Raw genomic sequence first — 19,414 nt, forward strand, 5'->3', positions numbered from 1 at the left:
ACTCAGCCCCGGGCCGGTGCCGGTGCCGCCGCTGCCGGCGCAACCTCGTCGTCGACCACCGCCGCGGCGAACTGCGCCTGATAGAGCCGGTGGTACGCCCCCCGCGCGGCGAGCAGTTGCTGGTGGGTGCCCTGCTCGACGATCCGCCCGTCCTCCATCATCAGGATCAGGTGGGCGTCGCGGATCGTGGACAGCCGGTGCGCGATGACGAAGCTGGTCCGGTCGGAGCGCAGCGCCGCCATCGCCCGTTGCAGCAGCACCTCGGTACGGGTGTCCACCGAGCTGGTCGCCTCGTCCAGGATCAGCAGCGACGGCTCCGCCAGGAACGCCCGCGCGATGGTGATGAGCTGCTTCTCCCCGGCGCTGACGTTGCTGCCCTCCTCGTCGATGACGGTGTCGTACCCGTCGGGGAGGCTACGGACGAACCGGTCCACGAAGGTGGCCCGCGCGGCGGCGAGGATCTCCTCCTCGGTGGCGTCCGGCCGGCCGTAGGCGATGTTGTCCCGGATGGTGCCGCCGAACAGCCAGGTGTCCTGGAGCACCATGCCGATCCGGCCGCGCAGGTCGTCGCGGCGCAGCGTGGTGATGTCCACCCCGTCGAGGGTGATCCGCCCGGCGTCCAGTTCGTAGAAGCGCATCACCAGGTTGACCAGTGTGGTCTTGCCGGCGCCGGTGGGGCCGACGATGGCGACGGTGTGGCCGGGCTCGGCGACCAGCGACAGATCGTCGATCAGCGGCTTGTCCGGGTCGTACCGGAAGGAGATGTTCTCGAACTCGACCCGGCCGTGCGGTTCGACGACCCGGGCCGGCGTGGCCGGGTCGGGGCTCTGTTCGTCGGCGTCGAGGACGGCGAACACCCGTTCGGCGGAGGCCACCCCGGACTGGAGCAGGTTCGCCATCGAGGCGAGCTGGGTGAGCGGCTGGGTGAACTGCCGCGAGTACTGGATGAACGCCTGCACGTCACCGAGGCTCATCGACCCGGAGGCCACCCGCAGCCCGCCGACCACGGCGATCGCCACGTAGCTGAGGTTCCCGACGAACATCATCGCCGGCATGATGATCCCGGAGATGAACTGGGCGCCGAAGCTGGCCCGGAACAACTCCTCGTTCTTGGCGTGGAAGGTGGCCTCCACCTCCGGGGAGCGACCGAAGACCTTGACCAGTTCGTGGCCGGTGAACGCCTCCTCGATCTGACCGTTCAGCTCGCCGGTGTGGGTCCACTGGGCGATGAACTTCTGCTGCGACCGCTTGGCGATCTGCTGCGTCACGATCACCGACAGCGGCACCGCGACCAGCGCGACCAGCGCCAGCAGCGGCGAGATCCAGAACATCATCGCCAGTACGCCGACCACGGTCAGCAGCGAGGTGAGCAGTTGGCTCAGCGTCTGCGACAGGGTCTGCGAGATGTTGTCGATGTCGTTGGTGACCCGGCTGAGCAGCTCGCCGCGCGGCTGCCGGTCGAAGTAGGGCAGCGGCAGCCGGTTGAGTTTCTCCTCCACCTCGGCACGCAACCGCAGCACGGTGGCCTGCACCACCCCGTTGAGCAGCCAGCCCTGCCACCACATCAGCAGGCTGGCGGCGACATAGAGGCCGAGGGCGAACAGCAGCGTCCGGCCGAGGGCGTCGAAGTCGATGCCGGCCCCGGGGACCACGTCCATCCGGGCGACCATGTCGGCGAGGTTGTCGTTGCCGGCGGCCCGCATCCCGGACACCGCCTGGTCGACGGTGGTGCCCGCAGGCAACTGCCGGCCGATCACCCCGGCGAAGATGATGTCGGTGGCGTGGCCGAGGATCTTCGGCCCGATCACGCTGAACCCGACGCTGGTCACCGCCAGGGCGATGATGCCGGTCAGCGTCACCCGGTGCGGTCGCAGCCGGCCGAGCAGCCGGCGGGCCGACGGCCCGAAGTTCATCGACTTCTCCGCCGGCATGCCGGCGCTCATCCACGGCGGTCCGCCGGTGCGCCGGCCGGCCGCCGGCAGCCGCTTCGGCGTGGTCTCCTCCGGGGCCTTCTTCTGCTCGGGTACGGCGGTCATGCCGGCACCCCCGTCGTCTGCTGGGACGCCACGATCTCGGCGTACGTGGGACAGTCGTCGAGTAGTTCGTCGTGGCGGCCCATCCCGACCACGCCTCCGTCCTCCAGCACGATGATCTGGTCGGCGTCGATGATCGTGGAGACCCGTTGGGCGACGATCACCACTGCGGCGTCGGCGGTGACCGGGCGCAGCGCGGCCCGCAACCGGGCGTCGGTGCCCAGGTCGAGCGCCGAGAACGAGTCGTCGAACAGGTAGATCTCCGGCTTGCGGACGAGCGCCCGCGCGATGGCGAGCCGTTGCCGCTGCCCACCGGAGACGTTCGTGCCGCCCTGCGTGATCGGGGCGTCCAGCCCGCCGGTCATCTGGGCCACGAAGTCCCGGGCCTGGGCGATCTCCAACGCCGTCCACAGCTCGTCGTCGGTGGCGTCCGGGTTGCCGTAGCGCAGGTTGCTGGCCACCGTGCCGGTGAACAGGTAGGGCTTCTGCGGCACCAGGCCGATCCGCCGCCACAGCTCCTCGGGGGCCAGTTCGCGGACGTCGACCCCGTCGACCAGCACCGTGCCGGCGGTCGGGTCGACCAGCCGGGGGATCAGGGTCAGCAGGGTGGTCTTGCCGGCGCCGGTCGACCCGATCACGGCGGTGGTCCGCCCCGGGGTGGCCCGGAACGAGATGTCGTGCAGCACCGGCGCGCTGGCCCCCGGGTACTGGAAGGCCACACCGCGCAGCTCCAGCTCACCGTGGCCGTCGACCCGGGTGACCGGGTCGGCCGGTGGCACCACAGTGGACTCGGTGTCCAGCACCTCGGTGACGCGTTCGGCGCAGACCGCCGCGCGCGGCACCATCATCAGCATGAAAGTGGCCATCATGACGGCCATCAGGATCTGCATCAGGTACGCCAGGAAGGCGGTCAGCGCGCCGATCTGGATCTGCCCGGAGTCGACCCGCTGCGCCCCGAACCACAGCACGGCGACGCTGGAGACGTTGAGTACCAGCATCACCACCGGGAAGATCAGCGCCATCAGCCGACCGACCCGCAGGGCGGTGGCGGTCAGGTCGGCGTTGGCCACCCCGAACCGCTGCGTCTCGTACGGCTCGCGGACGAACGCCCGGACCACCCGGATGCCGGTGATCTGCTCGCGGAGCACCCGGTTGACCGTGTCGATGCGGGTCTGCATGAGCCGGAACCCGGGCACCATCTGGCGGATGACCAGGCCCAGCGCGATGGCGAGCACCGGCACGCTGACCAGCATCAGCCAGGACAGGCCGATGTCCTCCCGCAGCGCCATCACCACCCCGCCGACGCTCATGATCGGCGCGGCGACCAGCATGGTGCAGCTCATCAGCACGAGCATCTGCACCTGTTGCACGTCGTTGGTGTTGCGGGTGATCAGCGAGGGTGCGCCGAAGCGGGCCACCTCGCGGGCGGAGAACCGGTTGACCTGCCTGAAGATCGCCGCGCGGACGTCCCGGCCGAAGGCCATCGCGGTACGCGCGCCGAAGTAGACCGCCGTCACCGCGCAGGCGATCTGGAGCAGGCTGACCAGCAGCATCCAACCGCCGGTACGGATGATGTAGTCGGTGTCGCCCCGGGCCACCCCCAGGTCGATGATGTCGGCGTTGAGGCTCGGCAGGTAGAGCGAGGCCATCGTGCCGACGAACTGGAGCAGCACCACCGCGCCCAGCGGCCGGTGGTAGGGCCGCAGGTAGCGGCGCAGCAGACTGATCAGCACGGATGGCTCCCGGGCCTCGGGTCGTCGGTCGTGTCCTGGTGCTGTGTTGTCAACCTCTTGTCCTCCCCGTCGGACATGGTCGTGATGACCTCGATCAGAAAATCCCGGATCACCGCGCGTCGGGCCGGGTCGGCGTCGACGGAGGTGAGCGGGGTGTCGGTGCGCATCCGGTCGACCAGGGAGCGGGTGTGTTCCCGCCCCTTGTCGGTCAGCGCCAGTCGGACGGTCCGCCGGTCGGCGTCGTCGCGGCGGCGCTCGACGAAGCCGTCCCGTTCGAGGGTGTCGACGATCCCGGTGAGGGTGGCGGGCCGGACGAAGCAGCGGTCGGCGACGTCCCGGTGGGTGGCGTCGTCGAGATGGGTCAGGGTGAACAGCACCCGCATCCCGGCCGGGGTGAGGCCGTGGTGTTCGGCCAGGTAACGACCCCAGTGCTGGTCGACGAGGTGGCCGGCGACCGACAGCAGCCGCCCGAGCGGCACGCTGCGGAGCACGTCGGGATAGGCAGCCAGTGGTTCCATCTGCACGCTGAGTATGTTAGCCCCCAGACCGTCAGGGGCCAAACGAAATGGCCAGGGCTGCTCCGACGTACAGGATCTGGAGCGCCGTACGCGGACCGAGCGGGGTGACGGGTCGACCGGCGAGGGTCAGGCCGCGTCGGGCCGCCGAGACGTTCGCGGGGAACATCGCCACCATCATCAGGGCCAGGCCGGCGGCGACCGGGCGGGCGGTGACCGGGATCAGCAGGCCCACCGCGCCCGCCAGCTCCAGCACTCCGGTCATGGTGACCAGGGCGCCGGGGAAGGGCAGGCGGGGCGGGACCATGGCGATCAGACCCTCCCGGCGGGGCGAGGTGAAGTGGGCGAAACCGGTCAGCACGAAAAGTAGTGCCAGGCCGACGCGGAGCGCGGGGTGCCAGCCGTCGAGCGCGTCCACGCCCGCCAGGCCGACCAGGCGTGCGACGGCGGTGCCGACGAGCAGAGCGATGAACGGAACCATGCGAACCTCCTGAGGCGCAAATCTTTATATTGCCAAGATAGCCACCCCGATCGCTTTCTTGTCAACGTAAAGATATGATCGTGTCATGACCGTCACCCGCGCCTACCACCACGGAGATCTGCCTCGCGCCCTGCTCACAGCGGCGGTGGCGGCGATCGAAGAATCCGGCCCGGCGGCGCTCAGCCTGCGCGACCTCGCCCGCCGCGCGGGCGTCTCGCACGCCGCCCCGACCCACCACTTCGGCGACAAGGCCGGGTTGCTCACCGCCCTCGCCGTCGAGGGGTTCGACCTGCTGGCCGCCGCGCTGACCGCAGCCGGTGGCGACCTGCTCGACGTCGGGGTGGCCTACGTGGACTTCGCCGTCAGTCACCGGGCGCACTTCGAGGTGATGTTCCGACCCGACCTGTACCGGGCCGACGCCCCCGAGGTGCGGGCCGCCCGGGAGCGCGCGGGTGCGGCGCTGCACCTCGGCGTGGCGGCCCTGCCACCGCACCGGGCCGAGCCGGGCGAGTCACGGACGGACGCGTTGGCCGCCTGGTCGATCGTGCACGGCTTCGCCACGCTCTGGCTCTCCGGCGCGCTACCCCCCGACGTCGACGCCGACCCCCGCGCCGCCGCCCGCACCGTAATCCGCCACCTAATCCCCCCACCCTGACCCACCCCCACCCCCGCCCCCGCCCCCGCCCCCGCCCCCGGGCGAGTTGATCAAGAGGTTTACGTCACCCCGTCCACCCCAGCTGACGCAAACCTCTTGATCACCCCACCGTCTGAGTGTCTGAGTCGGTGATCAAGAGATTCGCGTCAGGAATTCCGTTGCCGGTGACGTAAACCTCTTGATCACCCGAGCAGAGCGGGTTGGTGAGGTGGTGATCAAGAAGTTTGCGTCGGGAATCTGGCGGTGGGTGACGCAAACCTCTTGATCAACTCGCCCGGGGGCGGGGCGGGGCGGGGCGGGGGGGTGGGGGCGAGGGGTGGGGGTGGGAGGGGGAGTGGGAGGGGGAGGGGGGTTACCAGCTGGTGGGGAGGGGCATGCCTTCGGTGTAGCCGGCGTGGCTCTGGACGCCGACCAGGGCGCGTTCGTGGAACTCGTCGAGGGTGCGGGCGCCGGCGTAGGTGCAGGCGCTGCGTACCCCGGAGATGATCTCGTCGATCAGGTCCTCGACACCGGGGCGGGCCGGGTCCAGGTACATCCGGGCGGTGGAGATGCCCTCCTCGAAGATCGCCTTACGGGCCCGGTCGAAGGCGCTGTCCTCGGCGGTCCGGGCGCTGACCGCGCGCGACGAGGCCATCCCGAAGCTCTCCTTGTAGCGTCGCCCGTCGGGCTCGGTGTAGAGGTCACCCGGTGACTCGTAGGTGCCGGCGAACCAGGAGCCCACCATCACGTTGGACGCCCCGGCGGCCAGCGCCAGCGCCACGTCCCGGGGGTGGCGTACCCCGCCGTCGGCCCAGACGTGCCGGCCGAGGGCGCGGGCCGCCGCCGCGCAGTCCAGCACGGCGGAGAACTGGGGTCGGCCGACCCCGGTCATCATCCGGGTGGTGCACATCGCGCCCGGCCCCACCCCGACCTTGATGATGTCCGCGCCCGCCTCGACCAGGTCGCGTACCCCCTCGGCGGTGACCACGTTGCCGGCGGCCACCGGGACCGGGGGGTCGAGTTTGCGGACCGCCCGCAACGCGGACATCATCCGTTCCTGGTGCCCGTGCGCGGTGTCCACCACGAGGGTGTCGACGCCCGCCGCGAGCAGCGCCTCGGCCTTTCCGGTGACGTCACCGTTGATGCCGACCGCCGCCGCGATGCGCAGCCGCCCCCGGTCGTCGACGGCCGGCCGGTAGAGGGTGGCCCGCAGCGCGCCCTGCCGGGTGAGCACCCCGACCAGGCGACCGTCGTCGTCGACCACCGGGGCCAGTCGCCGCCGTCCCGCGTTGAGCCGTTCGAATCCGGTACGCGGGTCCGCGTCGGCCGGCACCGTGTGCAGCTCGGTCGACATCACGTGTTGGAGCTGGGCGAACCGGTCCACCTCGTGGGTGTCCGCCTCGGTGACCACCCCCACCGGCCGACCGGCCTCGTCGACCACCACCACCGCGCCGTGGGACTTCTTGGGCAGCAGGTGGATGGCGTCGCCGACGGTGTCGGTCGGGCCGAGCGTGATCGGGGTGTCGTGCACCAGGTGCCGCTGCTTGACCCAGTCGACCACGGTGGCGACCACCTCGATCGGGATGTCCTGCGGGATGACCGCGATCGCGCCGCGCCGGGCCACCGTCTCGGCCATCCGCCGGCCGGCCACCGCCGTCATGTTCGCCACCACCAGCGGGATGGTGGTGCCGGTGCCGTCACCGGTGGACAGGTCGACGTCGAGCCGCGAACCGACCTCGGACCGGGCCGGGGCCATGAAGACGTCGTTGTAGGTCAGGTCGTGCGCGGGCACCGCGCCATGAAGGAACCTCACCCCGCCATCATTCCCGCTTCCGCCCCGTCCCGCCGCCGTCGGTGGCCCAGACCACCCCACCGCTGCGGGGGCCGTCCGGCGGCGGGGGGCCGGGGATCTGCCGGCCCACCGGGGGTACGGCCGGAAGGCGGAACAGGCGGCGGGCCGTGGAGCGGGTCAGGCGATGGTGCAGATCGCCGCGCCGGCGGTGAGCACCGCACCGACCTCGGCGGCGAGCCCCGCGACCGTGCCCGCCTTGTGCGCGTGCAACGGCTGCTCCATCTTCATCGCCTCCAGGACGACGACCAGGTCCCCCTCGGCGACGGTGTCCCCGTCCGCGACGGCGATCTTGACGATGGTGCCCTGCATGGGGGAGGTGAGCGCGTCGCCGCTGACCGCCGTACCCGTGCCGGTGCCGCCACCGCGACGGGCCGGCCGGCGGGCGGCGGGGGCTGCGGTGGTCGTACCCCCGGTGAGGCCGGCGGGGAGGGTGACCTCCAGCCGCTTGCCGCCCACCTCGACCACGACGGTCTCGCGTGCCGCCGCCGTCTCGGCGGGGCCGGCGGTCGGGGTGAACGCCGGGACGGTGTTGTCGAACTCGGTCTCGATCCATCGGGTGTGCACGGTGAACGGCTCGGTGGTGAACGCCGGGTCGCGGACGACGAGGCGGTGGAACGGCAGCGCGGTGGCCATCCCCTCGACGACCATCTCGTCGAGCACCCGGCGGGCCCGTTCGATCGCCTCGGCGCGGGTCTCGCCGGTGACGATCACCTTGGCCAGCAGCGAGTCGAAGTTGCCGCCGATCACGTCGCCGGCGCTGACCCCGGTGTCGACCCGGACGCCGGGGCCGGTGGGCAGCCGCAGCGCGGTGATGGTGCCGGGGGCGGGCAGGAAGTTGCGGCCCGGGTCCTCGCCGTTGATCCGGAACTCGATGGCGTGCCCGCGCGGGGTCGGGTCCGCGGTGAACCGCAGTTTCTCGCCGTCGGCGATCCGGAACTGTTCGCGGACCAGGTCGACGCCGGCGGTCTCCTCGGTGACCGGGTGCTCCACCTGGAGCCGGGTGTTGACCTCCAGGAAGGAGACGGTGCCGTCGCCGCCGACCAGGTATTCGACCGTGCCGGCACCGTGGTAGCCGGCCTCCCGGCAGATCGCCTTGGCGCTGTCGTGGATCTGGTTGCGCTGCGCGTCGGTGAGGAACGGCGCGGGGGCCTCCTCGACCAGCTTCTGGTGCCGGCGTTGCAGGGAGCAGTCCCGGGTGCCGACCACGACGACGTTGCCGTGCCGGTCGGCCAGCACCTGCGCCTCGACGTGCCGGGGCTGGTCGAGGTAGCGCTCGACGAAGCACTCGCCCCGGCCGAACGCGGCGACTGCCTCCCGGGTGGCCGACTCGAACAGGTGGGGGATCTCCTCCAGGGTGCGGGCTACCTTGAGGCCCCGCCCGCCCCCGCCGAAGGCGGCCTTGATGGCGACCGGCAGGCCGTGCTCCACGGCGAAGGCGGTCACCTCGTCGGCGTCGGCGACCGGGTCGGCGGTGCCGGGGACCAGGGGTGCACCGGCCCGTTGGGCGAGGTGCCGGGCGGTGACCTTGTCACCGAGGTCGCGGATCGCCTGCGGGGTCGGACCGATCCAGGTCAGGCCCGCGTCCAGCACGGCCTGGGCGAAGTCGGCGTTCTCGGAGAGGAAGCCGTAACCCGGGTGTACGGCGTCCGCGCCGGCCCGCCGGGCCACCTCGATCAGCTTGTCGATGCGCAGGTAGCTGTCGGCGGCGGTGTCGCCACCGAGGGCGTACGCCTCGTCGGCGAGGGTGGTGTGCAGGGCGTCCCGGTCGGAGTCCGCGTAGACGGCGACGCTGCCCAGACCCGCGTCGCGGCAGGCCCGGATGACGCGGACGGCGATCTCTCCACGGTTGGCGATGAGTACCTTGCGCACCTTGGTGCTCCTCCCGGGGTCGTTGCCTCGGGAGTGTATCGGCAGCCCGGAGGCCCCCTAACGATCATTCAGTGTGGGATGCCGCACTGTGGTCGCGGTCGACTAGTCAAACTTGGTTATTACGCTTGTACGGTGTCTGCGACTCGGTTGATGATCCTGGGGCTGGTTCGGTGGATGCAGCCCGTGCACGGCTACGACGTACGCCGCGAGCTGTTGAGCTGGGGTGCCGACAAGTGGGCGAACGTGCAGCCCGGCTCGATCTACCACGCGTTGCGCAAGCTGACCGAGGAGGGCCTGTTGCGGGCGGTCGCCACCGAGCAGGTCGGTGCCCGTCCGGCGCGCACCACCTACGAGGTGACGCCCAAGGGGGGCGAGGAGTTCGAGACGTTGCTGCGGGCGCAGTGGTGGCAGCTGCACGAGGTGCCGGACCCGTTCGCGGCGGCCTTCTCGTTCCTGCCGGCGATGCCCCGCGAGGAGGCGGCGGCGGCGCTGCGCAACCGGGCGAACCTGCTGCGCGCCGGTGTCGAGTCGATGCGTGCCTCGTTGGACTCCGACTGGGTGCGCGACAGCAAGCCGGTGCACGTGACCTGGATGTTCGAGCTGTGGCTGGCCCGGGCCGAGGCGGAGATGGCGTGGTGCGGGCGGATCGCCGAGCGGATCGACTCCGGGGTGTCGTACCTGCCTGCTGGGCTGACGGGGGAGGGCGTCTGGCCCGGCTGGACCGACGGCGCTCCGCAGCGCGGCACGGCCGAGGGTGCTCTGTCGCCCGGCACGACCGAGGGTGCTCTGCCGCCCGGCACGACCGACGGTGCTCCGCCGCCCGTCGAGAAAAGTAATAATCAACGTTGACCATAGAAGCTATATCGCGTTAGCCTGCTTCCGGCCCGTTGCGGGAGTGCGCCGCATGGCGTCACGGGGGCAGACGACGGCCGGCACCACCCGGCCCGGACGACCAGGAGCAGAGATGATCGAGACCAGAGGGCTGCGGAAGTCGTTCCGCTCCCGGCAGGGTCGGGAGACGAAAACGGTCGACGCCGTCCGGGGGGTGAACCTCCAGGTCCCGGCGGGAGAGATCTTCGGTTTCCTCGGCCCCAACGGCGCCGGCAAGACCACCACCCTGCGGATGCTCGCCACGCTCATCGAGCCGGACGGCGGCGAGGCCACCATCGCCGGTGCCGACCTGCGCAAGGACCCGGCCGAGGTACGCCGCCGGATCGGCTACGTCGCCCAGGGCGGCAGCACCTGGGACGAGAGCACCGCCCGCGAGGAACTCGTCCTGCACGCCCGGATGTACGGCATCGGCAAGGCCGACGCGCACCGCCGCGCGGTCCGCGCCCTGGAGGCCTTCCAGCTCACCGAGTACGCGGACCGCAAGTGCAAGACCTACTCGGGCGGCCAGCGGCGACGGGTGGAGATCGCCCTCGGCATCATCCACGAGCCGAAGATCGTCTTTCTCGACGAGCCGACCACCGGCCTCGACCCGCAGAGCCGCGCGCACATGTGGGACGAGATCCGCCGGCTGCGTACCGAGGGGATGACCGTCTTCATCACCACGCACTACCTCGACGAGGCCGACGCGCTCTGCGACCGGATCGCGATCATGGACCACGGCGAGGTGGTCGCCGAGGGCACCCCGGCCGAGCTGAAGCGGGAGATCTCCGGCGACGTCGTGCTCGTCGGACTCGACGTGGCGAGCACCCCGCAGGCCGCCGAACTCCTCGACAGCGAGGAATACCTCAACAAGCTGGAGACCGTCAACGAGGGCGGGCTGCGCCTCTACGTCGACGAGGGCACCACCGCCATCCCGCAGGTCCTGCGCCGGCTCGACCACGCCGGGCTGGTCATGAGCTCCATCGAGCTGCACCGCCCCAGCCTCGACGACGTCTTCCTCACCAAGACCGGCCGCTCGCTGCGCGAGTCCTGAGACACCGGAGACCACGGATGAAATTCGCCCGCGACACCTGGCTGATCTTCCAACGCCAACTTCAACTGCTGCTGCGCAACCCGGTCTGGGTCTTCGTCGGCGTCTTCCAGCCGGTGATGTACCTGCTGCTCTTCGCCCCGCTGCTCAAGCCGGCGCTGAACGCGCCCACCCAGGCCGCCGCCTACAAGATCTTCGTACCGGGCCTGCTGGTGCTGCTGGCCATCTTCGGCGGACTGTTCCAGGGCTTCGGCCTGATCGCCGAACTGCGCGCCGGGGTCATCGAGCGGTCCCGGGTCACCCCGATCAGCCGGCTCGCCCTGCTGCTCGGCCGCTCCCTGCGCGACGTCGTCTCGCTGATCGTGCAGGCGATCATCATCACCCTGCTGGCGCTCCTGTTCGACCTGCGGGTCTTCATCGGGGACCTGCTGCTGGCGTACCTGATGCTGGCCCTGATCGCGCTGATGACCTCGGCCGTCTCGTACGGCGTCGCGCTCAAGGTCAAGAGCGAGGACGCGCTCGCCCCGTTGATGAACACCGTGGCCCAGCCGGTGCTGCTGCTCTCCGGCATCCTGCTGCCGCTCACCTTCGCCCCCGGCTGGCTCCAGGGGGTCGCCGAGTGGAACCCGTTCTCCTGGGCGGTCGACGGCACCCGGGCGTTGTTCGCCGGTGACCTCGCCAACGACAAGGTGTGGCAGGGGCTGGGCATCATCGCGGTGCTCGCCGCCGCCGGGGTCTTCTGGGCGGCCCGACAGTTCGCCCGCAGCGTCCGCTGACGATCCCCACCCCGGCGAGGCCCGGTCACGGGCTCGTCGCGTCAGACCGTCGCCCCACCTCCCCACGACTCCCCACCTCCCCACGGCATCCCGGCCGGATGCCGTGGGGAGGTGATCGACTGTGTGCCGCCGAGCGGTATCGGTGCGAGGTGGACACCGCAACATCGGCCCAGGGGAGCCGAACTCGCCATTCCCCCGGCCGGCCGGTCAGTGCACCCGGGCGAGGGTGACGCCGTCGGCCAGGGGGAGCAGCACCGCGTCGACACGTACGTCGGCGAGCACCTCGTCGTTGAAAGCGGCGATCGCCCGGTCGGCGGCGTCACGGGGGGCGAGCACCCGGCCGCCGCGCAGGGTGTTGTCGACCGCGATGACCGCGCCGGGCCGCATCCTCGGCACCAACTCCGCCCAGTACACCGGGTAGCCGGTCTTGTCGGCGTCGATGAAGGCGAAGTCCAGGTAACGCTCGTGCGGCAACTCCCGCAGCGTCTCCGCAGCCGGGCCGATGCGCAACTCGATCCGGTCGGCCACCCCGGCGCGCTGCCAGTAGGACCGGGCGATACCGGTGAACTCCTCCGAAATGTCGAAGCAGGTGAGCCGGCCGTCCTCGGGCAGCCCACGGGCGATCGCCAGCGACGACAGCCCGGTGAACGTGCCCACCTCGACGGCCTGCCGGGCACCCAGCAGCCGGGTCAGGAAGGTGAGGAACGCCGCCTGCTCCGGCGCCACCTGCATCTCGGCGTGCGCCGGCAGCACCGCGCGGGTCTCCTCAGCCAGATCGCGGATGATCTCGTCCGGCGGAGACCCGTGGGCGACGAGGTAGGCGTGCAGTTTCGGCGTCAGCGGCAGCGACTTCGTGGTCATGACCGGACGTTAGCCCAGCGGCTCGATCTCCTGGGCGCCCGGCGCGACCTTCGACCACAGGTCGGTGATGCTCAGCTCCAGATCGCGCAACAACCCACGGAGCAGCGGCAACGACAACCCGACCACCGTTCCCGGATCACCCTCGATCCCGTTCAGGAACGCCCCGCCCAACCCGTCGATGGTGAACGCCCCCGCCACCGCCAACGGTTCACCCGTGGCCACGTACGCGGCGATCTCCGCATCGGTGACGTCCGCGAAGTGCACGACCGTCGAGGCCACCGCCTCCGCGCGGGACTCACGCACCACGTCGAGCAGACAGTGCCCGGTGTGCAACACCCCGCTGCGCCCACGCATCCGCTCCCACCGTCGGGTGGCGTCGGCCGCATCCGCCGGCTTGCCGAGAATCTCACCGTCGAACGCGAGCACCGAGTCGCACCCCAACACCAGAGTCCGCTCGTCCGCAGTGGTACGCAGCCGGTCGGACACCGCCTGCGCCTTCAGCCGGGCCAACTCCAGGCAGAGATCCTCGGCCCGATCCGCGACCACCTGGGACTCGTCGACCCCACTCACCAGTACGTCCGGCTCGATCCCGGCGGCCTGGAGCAACTTGCGGCGGGCGGGGCTCTGCGAGGCGAGTACGAGGCGCAGCGGCAAAGAATTGGACACGGGCCGACGCTACCGGCTGATCCGTGGTGGCGGGTCGTCGGCACGTCGGCGACGACGCCACACCAGGAACCCGCACCCGGCAGCCACGATCACCCCCAACGTCGCCCACCCCCGTGCGGCGGCACCGCCATCGTCGTTCCCACCGGACGATGACGTGGCTGCGCTCGTCGTCCCTGCCTGCGGGGGAGCGGCGGTGACGCTCTCGAAGCCGAGGGGTGGGACATCGGCGGTGAGCGCGGCCACCAGGTCGATGACGCCATAGCCGTACTCGTCGTCCCGGCCGGGAGGACCTTTGTCGACAGCTGTGGCCGTCAGCCGGTGTACGACCTCGGCGGCGGGAAGGTAGGGGTACTTCGAGCGGACCAGCGCCGCCGCCCCGGCAACAATGGCCGTCGCATCGGACGTACCGGTGCTCTTGCGGTAACGACCACCAAGACTGGGGCAGTAAATGTCAATCGCGGGCGCAACCAAATCTACCTCCGGTCCAGTCACTGATACCGGGAGGTGCCTTCCATTGCGATCTATTCCTCCAACTGCCAATACGCCTTCTGTTGAAGCTGGGTAGCTAGCGCGGCTTTCTCTTGGCGCATTGCCAACGCCTGCCACGATTAGTATATCTGCATTTTGTGCGCTAGATATTGCTTGTTGTAATTCTTTGGTGGGCGAACTGGCGGCCGATATACTTATTATGTCGGCACCGCTTCGCGCAGCAAAATCGATGCTGGCTGCTAAGTCGTCTGGATTTCCCATGCCGCTTGGTGGGGTATCAAAAATGGGTAAGATTTTAGCTTCGGGTGCCACTCCCAAGGCGCCTATCCGGTTCGGTCTGCCATGTGCGGCGATGAGGCCCGCCATGCACGTACCGTGGCTGTTGCGATCTTCTTGGCCGTCCCCGCGGCCTCCGGGGATCATGTCTGATCCTGGAAGTAGATTTCTGCGCAAATCGACGTGGGGGTCTACCCCTGTGTCGGGAACTGCTACGACTACACCCTTGCCGCGAGCAACTGCATGTGCAGCCTTCACATTTAAGTAGTCTAGATGCCACTGGTCATTCCGTACGCGCTCTGATCCATCGGGGCGCGGGGTTCCTGCAATGGCGGTCGAAGTTGGGATTGAAATGATACAGATTAGCGAAGTGATTGTAATTGTGAAGGCTTTTCTCATGGGCGATTCACCGAGGAAAGCCGATTGCTGGCCCTGGGTCGATGGGGCCACCCTCGTCGGGAGGGTTGACGATTGGAGCTACTCCATGGTCCGTTTCCCACGGGTTGTCCGGATCCCAACGCCGGCTTTCTGTATCGAATCGGCTTTTCGGGAATTGTGTGGGCGTGCCGCTCAAACCCGAGAAAGATCCCTGTCCGGGCCCACCGCCTATGGGTGGAAGGCCGTGTACGGAGGAGTATTGCGAACCTCGTCCAGCGCCTGGTCGAGATCCGGCGGCGCCGGTTGGCGCGGTGCCGGCGGATCCTCCGCCGATTACTCCGCCGATGGGATTGACCCTGCGAGTTGGGGGCCCTCCTGGTTGCCCGGCACCATAGGCTGGCGCGCCCCCTATTAATCCACCAGGCAAATTTGGGCGGGCTGCATTTGTGGGGGGATGGATATTTGCTTCGGCGCTCTGGCCCTGGTTTGGCCGAATTGGCGGATTGGATATTCGCGCTATGGGTGTTGGCGGCGGAAGGTGTGGCATTTTAGTTCCGGCGGCAGTCGTAGTGTTCAGAGAGTTTGTAGGTGTTGTCGGTGAGGTGGCAGTGGGTGGCGGTGGATTCGATGCGATTCCTCCGAGGGTTGGACCATCTCCGATGACTGATCCAACCGATGGCGACTTCAGCGTCGGAGGCAACTGCGGCTTTTGGACTGGTTTCTTCGGGCTAGGCGGATGTGCTATGGGTATAGGTGTGATTGGTGGAATAATCGGAACTGCACTGACGGCGCTGTAGGGGTCGGTACCGAGTTGCTCGATCCGAGGACTTGGTCGTGTGACTGGAGGTTTTTGGAGCATTGCTTGGGCTTGTTGGAGTTCACCACTGAGCCCGAACATGATCCCGCGTGCCTGCACGTTCAACCGCTCCAGGTCGCCATCGCTCACCGGTGGGTCCACCACCCGGCTGCCCATCGCCGCCTTGGGGTCGGCCAGTGTGGCTTCGTACCCCCGCTTCTGCTGGAGCTTCGTCGCGTACTCGTCGTGCAGCCGCTTCAGTTGCGGTCTGGTGCTGTCGATGGCGCGGGCGGCGGCGGCGAGGGCGTCGTGGTTGGCGGCGGCGGTGTCGTGGGTGTGCTGGACCCTGCTGATCAGCTCGTCCAGTTCACCGAGGTACGCCTTGGCGGCGTCGTTGGTGGCGGGTGGCCATGCCTCGGCGAGGCCGCTGCGGTACTGCTGGAGTCTCCGCAGATGAGCCTGGGCGAGGTCGCAGACCTTGCGCCATCCCGCGACGTGTTTCCAGTGCCCCTGGGTCTCCTGGTCCTGGAGGCAGGCCCACATGCTGAGCACGTCCATGAGTTGCCAGTCGGTGAGGCCGGAGGTGCGGCCGCTGCCCCGTTCGATCACGGCAGCACCACCGGGCCCGGATTTTCGGGGCTGTTGGGCGCGGGAGCGGTCCACGAGGAACGGCCGGTGAGAGTGGATGCGGTGACCTGCGCGCCGTGCAGGGCGCGTTCGACGTCGGTCAGCCGGGCGTTGGCGAAGGCGTCGGCACCCTGGTAGTCGGTGGCGATCCGGTTGGCGGCGGTCGCCAGCCGGCCGGTGGCGCCGGCCAGGCCGTGCACCAGGTCGGAGGTGGCCTGCTGGGTCTCCCAGTGCGCTTGGAGGAAGTGCACCAGCTCGATGAACGCGTCGCACGGGTTGGGTACGGCGGCGGTCATGTCGTCGGCGATGTAGCGCAGGTGTGGCGTGTAGTTCCGTTCGACCTCGGCCTGGAGTTGGTCGGCGAACTCCCGCATCTGTCGGATGTCGGCCTCGATGCCGCCGTAGTTGCCCAGCCAAGAAGCTGGGCGGCCCTCCTCAGGGATCACTGGTCCTCCCGAACGTCACGACACCGTCTCCCAGAGTGAGGCTAGTGGCTGTTCGGCGATCCCGGCAGCCCCGGCACTGGCCCCGGCCGCCCTCCGCCAGTCAGCAGCCCGGCACTGGCTCCGGCCGTCCTCGGCCAGTCAGCAGCCCCGGACGGCCGCCGTCGGCCGCCGGCCGTCGGCCGGCAAGCCTGGCCCGGTGGCGTCGGCTGTCAGCGGGGCAGGCCGGAGGTGCGCCAGGCGTCACGACCGGGCACCGGGACCACGCCGACCGGACGGGCGCTACGGGCCCACGTGGACCCTGCGGCGGGCCTGGGTGTGCCGGCCGGCCGGGAACGGAGGGTGATCGCGCCCACGAGCGCGGCCAGTTCCTCGGCGGTGGGAACCCCCCGGACTACCCGGAACAGCGGCTCTTCGGCAGACATGTCGCCAGGGTACGCGTCGACAAGTTGACCCACGTCGCACAGTGGCGTGCCGGCGGTGTGCGCGTTGGTGCGGCCGGGTACCGTCTCACCGATGTCTGACGTGCCTTCCCAACTCGTCGCTGACCGGTACCGGCTGCTCGCGCCGCTCGGTCAGGGTGGCATGGGCCGGGTCTGGAGGGCACGTGACGAGGTGCTGCACCGGGACGTCGCCATCAAGGAGTTGGTCCCGCCGCCCAGCCTGACCGACGACGAGCGGCGCGAGATGCGGGAGCGGTCGCTGCGTGAGGCGCGGGCGATCGCCCGGCTCAACCACGTCAACGTGGTGCGCATCTTCGACGTGCTGCGTACCGACGGTGACCCGTGGATCGTCATGGAGTACGTGGCGTCGAGGTCGTTGCAGGACACCCTCGCCGAGGACGGCCCGGTGCCCCCGGCCCGCGCGGTGGAGATCGGCCTGGGCGTGCTGGGCGCGCTGAAGTCCGCCCACAAGGCCGGGGTGATGCACCGGGACGTCAAGCCGGGCAACGTGCTGCTCGGCACCGACGGTCGGGTGGTGCTGACCGATTTCGGACTGGCCACCATTCCCGGCGACCCGAACGTCACCCGGACGGGAATGGTGCTGGGCTCGCCCGCGTACATCGCGCCGGAGCGGGCCCGCGACGGCACCGCCGGGCCGGAGGCGGACCTCTGGTCGTTGGGGGCGACGCTCTACGCGGCCGTGGAGGGCAAGTCGCCGTACGCCCGGCCGTCGGCGATCGGCACCCTGGCCGCGCTGGCCACGGAGCCGCTGCCGCCGGCCAGGAACGCCGGCCCGTTGAAGCCGGTGCTGACCGGCCTGCTCCGCAAGGACCCGACCGAGCGGATCACCGCCGAGGTCGCGGAGCGCATGCTGCGCCGGGCCGCCGGCAAGCGCGCCAGGGGCATCTCACTGCTCGACGGGGTACGCCGGCCGGGGCCGAACGGCCCACGTGAGCCGCGTACGCCGGTGGTGCCGGCACCCCGCCCGGCGCAGGGCGGGGGCGCGAAGACCTCGTCGTCCCTGGCCGCCGCGGCGGGGGCCGCCACCGGCACCGCGGCGGCGAAGGCGGCGTCGGACAGTGCCGCCGCGCGGGCCACGGCGGGTGGTGCCACCGCTACGGGTGGCGCTGCGGAGGCGACTGTCGTCACCGGGGCGTCGACCACGGGTGCGGACGTCACCACGAAGATGTCGGCCGGTGCGGACGCCGGGCCCACCACGAAGGTCACCCCACCGGGTGGTGTCGACGACGCGCCGACCAGCATGGTGGAGTCGGCCGGGACTACGCCCACCGGTGGGGCTGCCGCGTCGGTGGCTGCGGATGCCGCACCGACCGGTGGGGTCGTCCCGTCGAGCGACGCGGACGCCGCACCGACCACCCGGGTCCCCGGGTCGACGCCTGCGGAAACCGCGCCGACCGGGAAGGCCGGTGTCCCGACCGATGCCGGGCCGTCGGGCGCGGTCGCCCCGGCGGCCCGCGCCGGTCTCGACCCGGCCCCGCCGGCCAACCCCACCGCCGTGCTGGACACGCCGGTCAGCCCGTCCGCCGGGTCCGCCGGAGTCGCCTCCGTCCCGGTGTACGACGAGACGCCACCGGACCACAAGCGACGTAACCTGCTGATCGGCGCGCTGGTCGCGGTGCTGCTGGTGGGATTGGCGCTGGCCGTCCCATTGCTGACCAGCTCCGACGAGCCGGGGGACGGCACCCCGCAGGCCGACCCGACGAGCGTCGCCGCGTCCTCCGCCGCCCCGACGTCGGCTCCGGCGGCTCCGCCCCCGACCAGCGCCGCGCCCAGCCCGACGCCGTCGGCCACCCCTTCCACCGACCCGAACGCGCTGCCTGAGGGTTGGGAGATGTACCAGGGGCCGACGTTCAAGGTCCCGGTGCCGAAGGGCTGGCGGCGCAGCGTCCGTTCCGACTCGGTCGTCATCACCGAGCCGAACGGGGTGCGGGAACTGCTCATCCAGTGGACGTCCAGCCCGCTCAAGGACGCGGTCGCCGACTGGAAGAACAAGGAACCGGCCCGGAAGAACATCGTCAACAACTACCAGTATCTCGACATCAAGGCGTGCGGCGGTTACCGCACCTGCGCCGACTGGGACTGGTTGGAAACCCGGGACAACACCCTCATCCACGTCCGCAACCGGGGGTTCGTCACCGCCACCAACCGGGGCTACGCCATCCGGTGGGAGGTGGCGGCGAAGGACTGGAACGCCAACCTGGACAACTTCGCCCTGATCACCAGCCGGTTCGTGCCGGACCGGAATAACTGACCCGGGGGATTCCCGCCGGGGGTGAAATCGTTTCGCATGACTTTCCGTCATCCGGGGTATCTGACCCGGGACGACGGAAGGAGGTAGCGAGATGAGTTACCGACGCAGGGATGCCCGGCCGAGACTGGCACTGTGGATGCTCGTCGCCCTCGGCGATGTCGTCCTGCTGCTGTTGAGCGCCGGCGTGGCCGCGCTGGTCGTGTCGATCGCCGTCGTGACGGTCGCCGCCGCCGGGGTCGCCGCCTGGCGGCTGAGCCGACGGACCGCGACGCCCGCCGCCACGGATGCCGTGACCATGCCGTTGACCAGCCGGAAGAGCGCCTGACCCGACGGGGTCCACGAACCGCGA

General features: G+C 70.2%; 19 protein-coding genes. 8 read left to right on the plus strand and 11 right to left on the minus strand.

The window, feature by feature from the left end; genetic code table 11:
* Positions 1 to 2: 2 nt before the first annotated feature.
* From AB0C22_RS19345 to AB0C22_RS19360, 4 genes are read right to left on the minus strand one after another with little or no spacing between them, the layout of a single operon-like run.
* Positions 3 to 2,036, minus strand: coding sequence for an ABC transporter ATP-binding protein (locus tag AB0C22_RS19345; RefSeq protein WP_219467027.1), 2,034 nt, complete (start codon positions 2,034 to 2,036; stop codon positions 3 to 5).
* The gene (locus AB0C22_RS19350; protein WP_219467029.1) at positions 2,033 to 3,766 is read right to left on the minus strand and encodes an ABC transporter ATP-binding protein; all 1,734 of its coding nucleotides are present in this window, start codon (positions 3,764 to 3,766) and stop codon (positions 2,033 to 2,035) included. The genes AB0C22_RS19345 and AB0C22_RS19350 overlap by 4 nt, the downstream gene beginning before the upstream one ends.
* A complete protein-coding gene (locus AB0C22_RS19355; protein WP_219470663.1) occupies positions 3,760 to 4,284 on the minus strand; it encodes a MarR family winged helix-turn-helix transcriptional regulator in 525 nt (174 codons plus the stop codon). Before AB0C22_RS19355 ends, AB0C22_RS19350 begins: the two co-directional genes overlap by 7 nt.
* A 31-nt stretch (positions 4,285 to 4,315) precedes the next feature.
* A complete protein-coding gene (locus AB0C22_RS19360; RefSeq protein ID WP_357536220.1) occupies positions 4,316 to 4,762 on the minus strand; it encodes a DoxX family membrane protein in 447 nt (148 codons plus the stop codon).
* Between the two features lie 85 nt (positions 4,763 to 4,847).
* Here AB0C22_RS19360 and AB0C22_RS19365 point away from each other — a divergent pair, with 85 nt between their 5' ends.
* A complete protein-coding gene (locus tag AB0C22_RS19365; protein ID WP_219467034.1) occupies positions 4,848 to 5,417 on the plus strand; it encodes a TetR/AcrR family transcriptional regulator in 570 nt (189 codons plus the stop codon).
* Positions 5,418 to 5,769: 352 nt separating this feature from the next.
* On the opposite strand, the gene AB0C22_RS19370 is transcribed toward AB0C22_RS19365, so the two are convergent.
* Both AB0C22_RS19370 and AB0C22_RS19375 read right to left on the minus strand, forming a co-directional pair.
* Positions 5,770 to 7,209 carry a GuaB1 family IMP dehydrogenase-related protein gene (locus AB0C22_RS19370; protein WP_357536222.1) on the minus strand — a complete coding sequence of 480 codons (1,440 nt, stop codon included), beginning with the start codon at positions 7,207 to 7,209 and terminating at the stop codon, positions 5,770 to 5,772.
* 156 nt (positions 7,210 to 7,365) lie between these two features.
* Positions 7,366 to 9,117, minus strand: coding sequence for a biotin carboxylase N-terminal domain-containing protein (locus tag AB0C22_RS19375; protein ID WP_219467042.1), 1,752 nt, complete (start codon positions 9,115 to 9,117; stop codon positions 7,366 to 7,368).
* Positions 9,118 to 9,249: 132 nt separating this feature from the next.
* On the opposite strand from AB0C22_RS19375, the gene AB0C22_RS19380 reads away from it, so the two are divergent.
* The 4 genes from AB0C22_RS19380 to AB0C22_RS19395 all read left to right on the plus strand — a co-directional run bounded on the left by AB0C22_RS19380 (position 9,250) and on the right by AB0C22_RS19395 (position 12,044).
* Complete coding sequence (locus AB0C22_RS19380) at positions 9,250 to 9,966, plus strand: PadR family transcriptional regulator (RefSeq protein ID WP_357536225.1); 717 nt, start codon at positions 9,250 to 9,252, stop codon at positions 9,964 to 9,966.
* A 115-nt stretch (positions 9,967 to 10,081) separates the two neighbouring features.
* Positions 10,082 to 11,041 carry an ATP-binding cassette domain-containing protein gene (locus AB0C22_RS19385; RefSeq protein WP_219467060.1) on the plus strand — a complete coding sequence of 320 codons (960 nt, stop codon included), beginning with the start codon at positions 10,082 to 10,084 and terminating at the stop codon, positions 11,039 to 11,041.
* Between the two features lie 17 nt (positions 11,042 to 11,058).
* Complete coding sequence (locus AB0C22_RS19390) at positions 11,059 to 11,814, plus strand: ABC transporter permease (RefSeq protein WP_208568600.1); 756 nt, start codon at positions 11,059 to 11,061, stop codon at positions 11,812 to 11,814.
* Positions 11,730 to 12,044 (plus strand): DUF3079 domain-containing protein, encoded by a 315-nt coding sequence (locus tag AB0C22_RS19395; protein ID WP_357536227.1) that lies wholly within the window; start codon positions 11,730 to 11,732, stop codon positions 12,042 to 12,044. Before AB0C22_RS19390 ends, AB0C22_RS19395 begins: the two co-directional genes overlap by 85 nt.
* Here AB0C22_RS19395 and AB0C22_RS19400 read toward each other — a convergent pair.
* The 3 genes from AB0C22_RS19400 to AB0C22_RS19410 are packed head-to-tail and all read right to left on the minus strand — an operon-like array spanning position 12,022 to position 14,364.
* Entirely contained in the window at positions 12,022 to 12,675 is a 654-nt protein-coding gene (locus AB0C22_RS19400) for an O-methyltransferase (RefSeq protein ID WP_357536229.1), read from the minus strand. The genes AB0C22_RS19395 and AB0C22_RS19400 overlap by 23 nt on opposite strands.
* Positions 12,676 to 12,684: 9 nt before the next feature.
* Positions 12,685 to 13,341, minus strand: a complete 657-nt coding sequence (locus tag AB0C22_RS19405) for a Maf family protein (RefSeq protein WP_208568598.1) — start codon at positions 13,339 to 13,341, stop codon at positions 12,685 to 12,687.
* 9 nt (positions 13,342 to 13,350) lie between these two features.
* Positions 13,351 to 14,364 (minus strand): S8 family serine peptidase, encoded by a 1,014-nt coding sequence (locus AB0C22_RS19410; RefSeq protein ID WP_308291016.1) that lies wholly within the window; start codon positions 14,362 to 14,364, stop codon positions 13,351 to 13,353.
* A 1,115-nt stretch (positions 14,365 to 15,479) separates the two neighbouring features.
* On the opposite strand from AB0C22_RS19410, the gene AB0C22_RS19415 reads away from it, so the two are divergent.
* Positions 15,480 to 15,737: a hypothetical protein gene (locus tag AB0C22_RS19415; protein ID WP_219467069.1), complete on the plus strand. Its 258-nt coding sequence runs from the start codon at positions 15,480 to 15,482 to the stop codon at positions 15,735 to 15,737.
* Between the two features lie 148 nt (positions 15,738 to 15,885).
* Here AB0C22_RS19415 and AB0C22_RS19420 read toward each other — a convergent pair whose 3' ends face one another.
* Both AB0C22_RS19420 and AB0C22_RS19425 read right to left on the minus strand, forming a co-directional pair.
* Complete coding sequence (locus AB0C22_RS19420) at positions 15,886 to 16,353, minus strand: hypothetical protein (protein WP_219467072.1); 468 nt, start codon at positions 16,351 to 16,353, stop codon at positions 15,886 to 15,888.
* A gap of 209 nt (positions 16,354 to 16,562) precedes the next feature.
* Positions 16,563 to 16,775 carry an acyl-CoA carboxylase subunit epsilon gene (locus tag AB0C22_RS19425; protein WP_219467074.1) on the minus strand — a complete coding sequence of 71 codons (213 nt, stop codon included), beginning with the start codon at positions 16,773 to 16,775 and terminating at the stop codon, positions 16,563 to 16,565.
* 91 nt (positions 16,776 to 16,866) lie between these two features.
* Between AB0C22_RS19425 and AB0C22_RS19430 the strand changes: the two genes are divergently transcribed.
* Positions 16,867 to 19,065, plus strand: coding sequence for a serine/threonine-protein kinase (locus AB0C22_RS19430; RefSeq protein WP_219467077.1), 2,199 nt, complete (start codon positions 16,867 to 16,869; stop codon positions 19,063 to 19,065).
* A gap of 91 nt (positions 19,066 to 19,156) precedes the next feature.
* Positions 19,157 to 19,390, plus strand: coding sequence for a hypothetical protein (locus AB0C22_RS19435; protein ID WP_219467080.1), 234 nt, complete (start codon positions 19,157 to 19,159; stop codon positions 19,388 to 19,390).
* The last annotated feature ends 24 nt before the right edge of the window (positions 19,391 to 19,414 follow it).

Source organism: Micromonospora sp. NPDC048894 (assembly GCF_040649765.1).
Classification (GTDB): Bacteria; Actinomycetota; Actinomycetes; order Mycobacteriales; family Micromonosporaceae; genus Micromonospora; species Micromonospora antibiotica.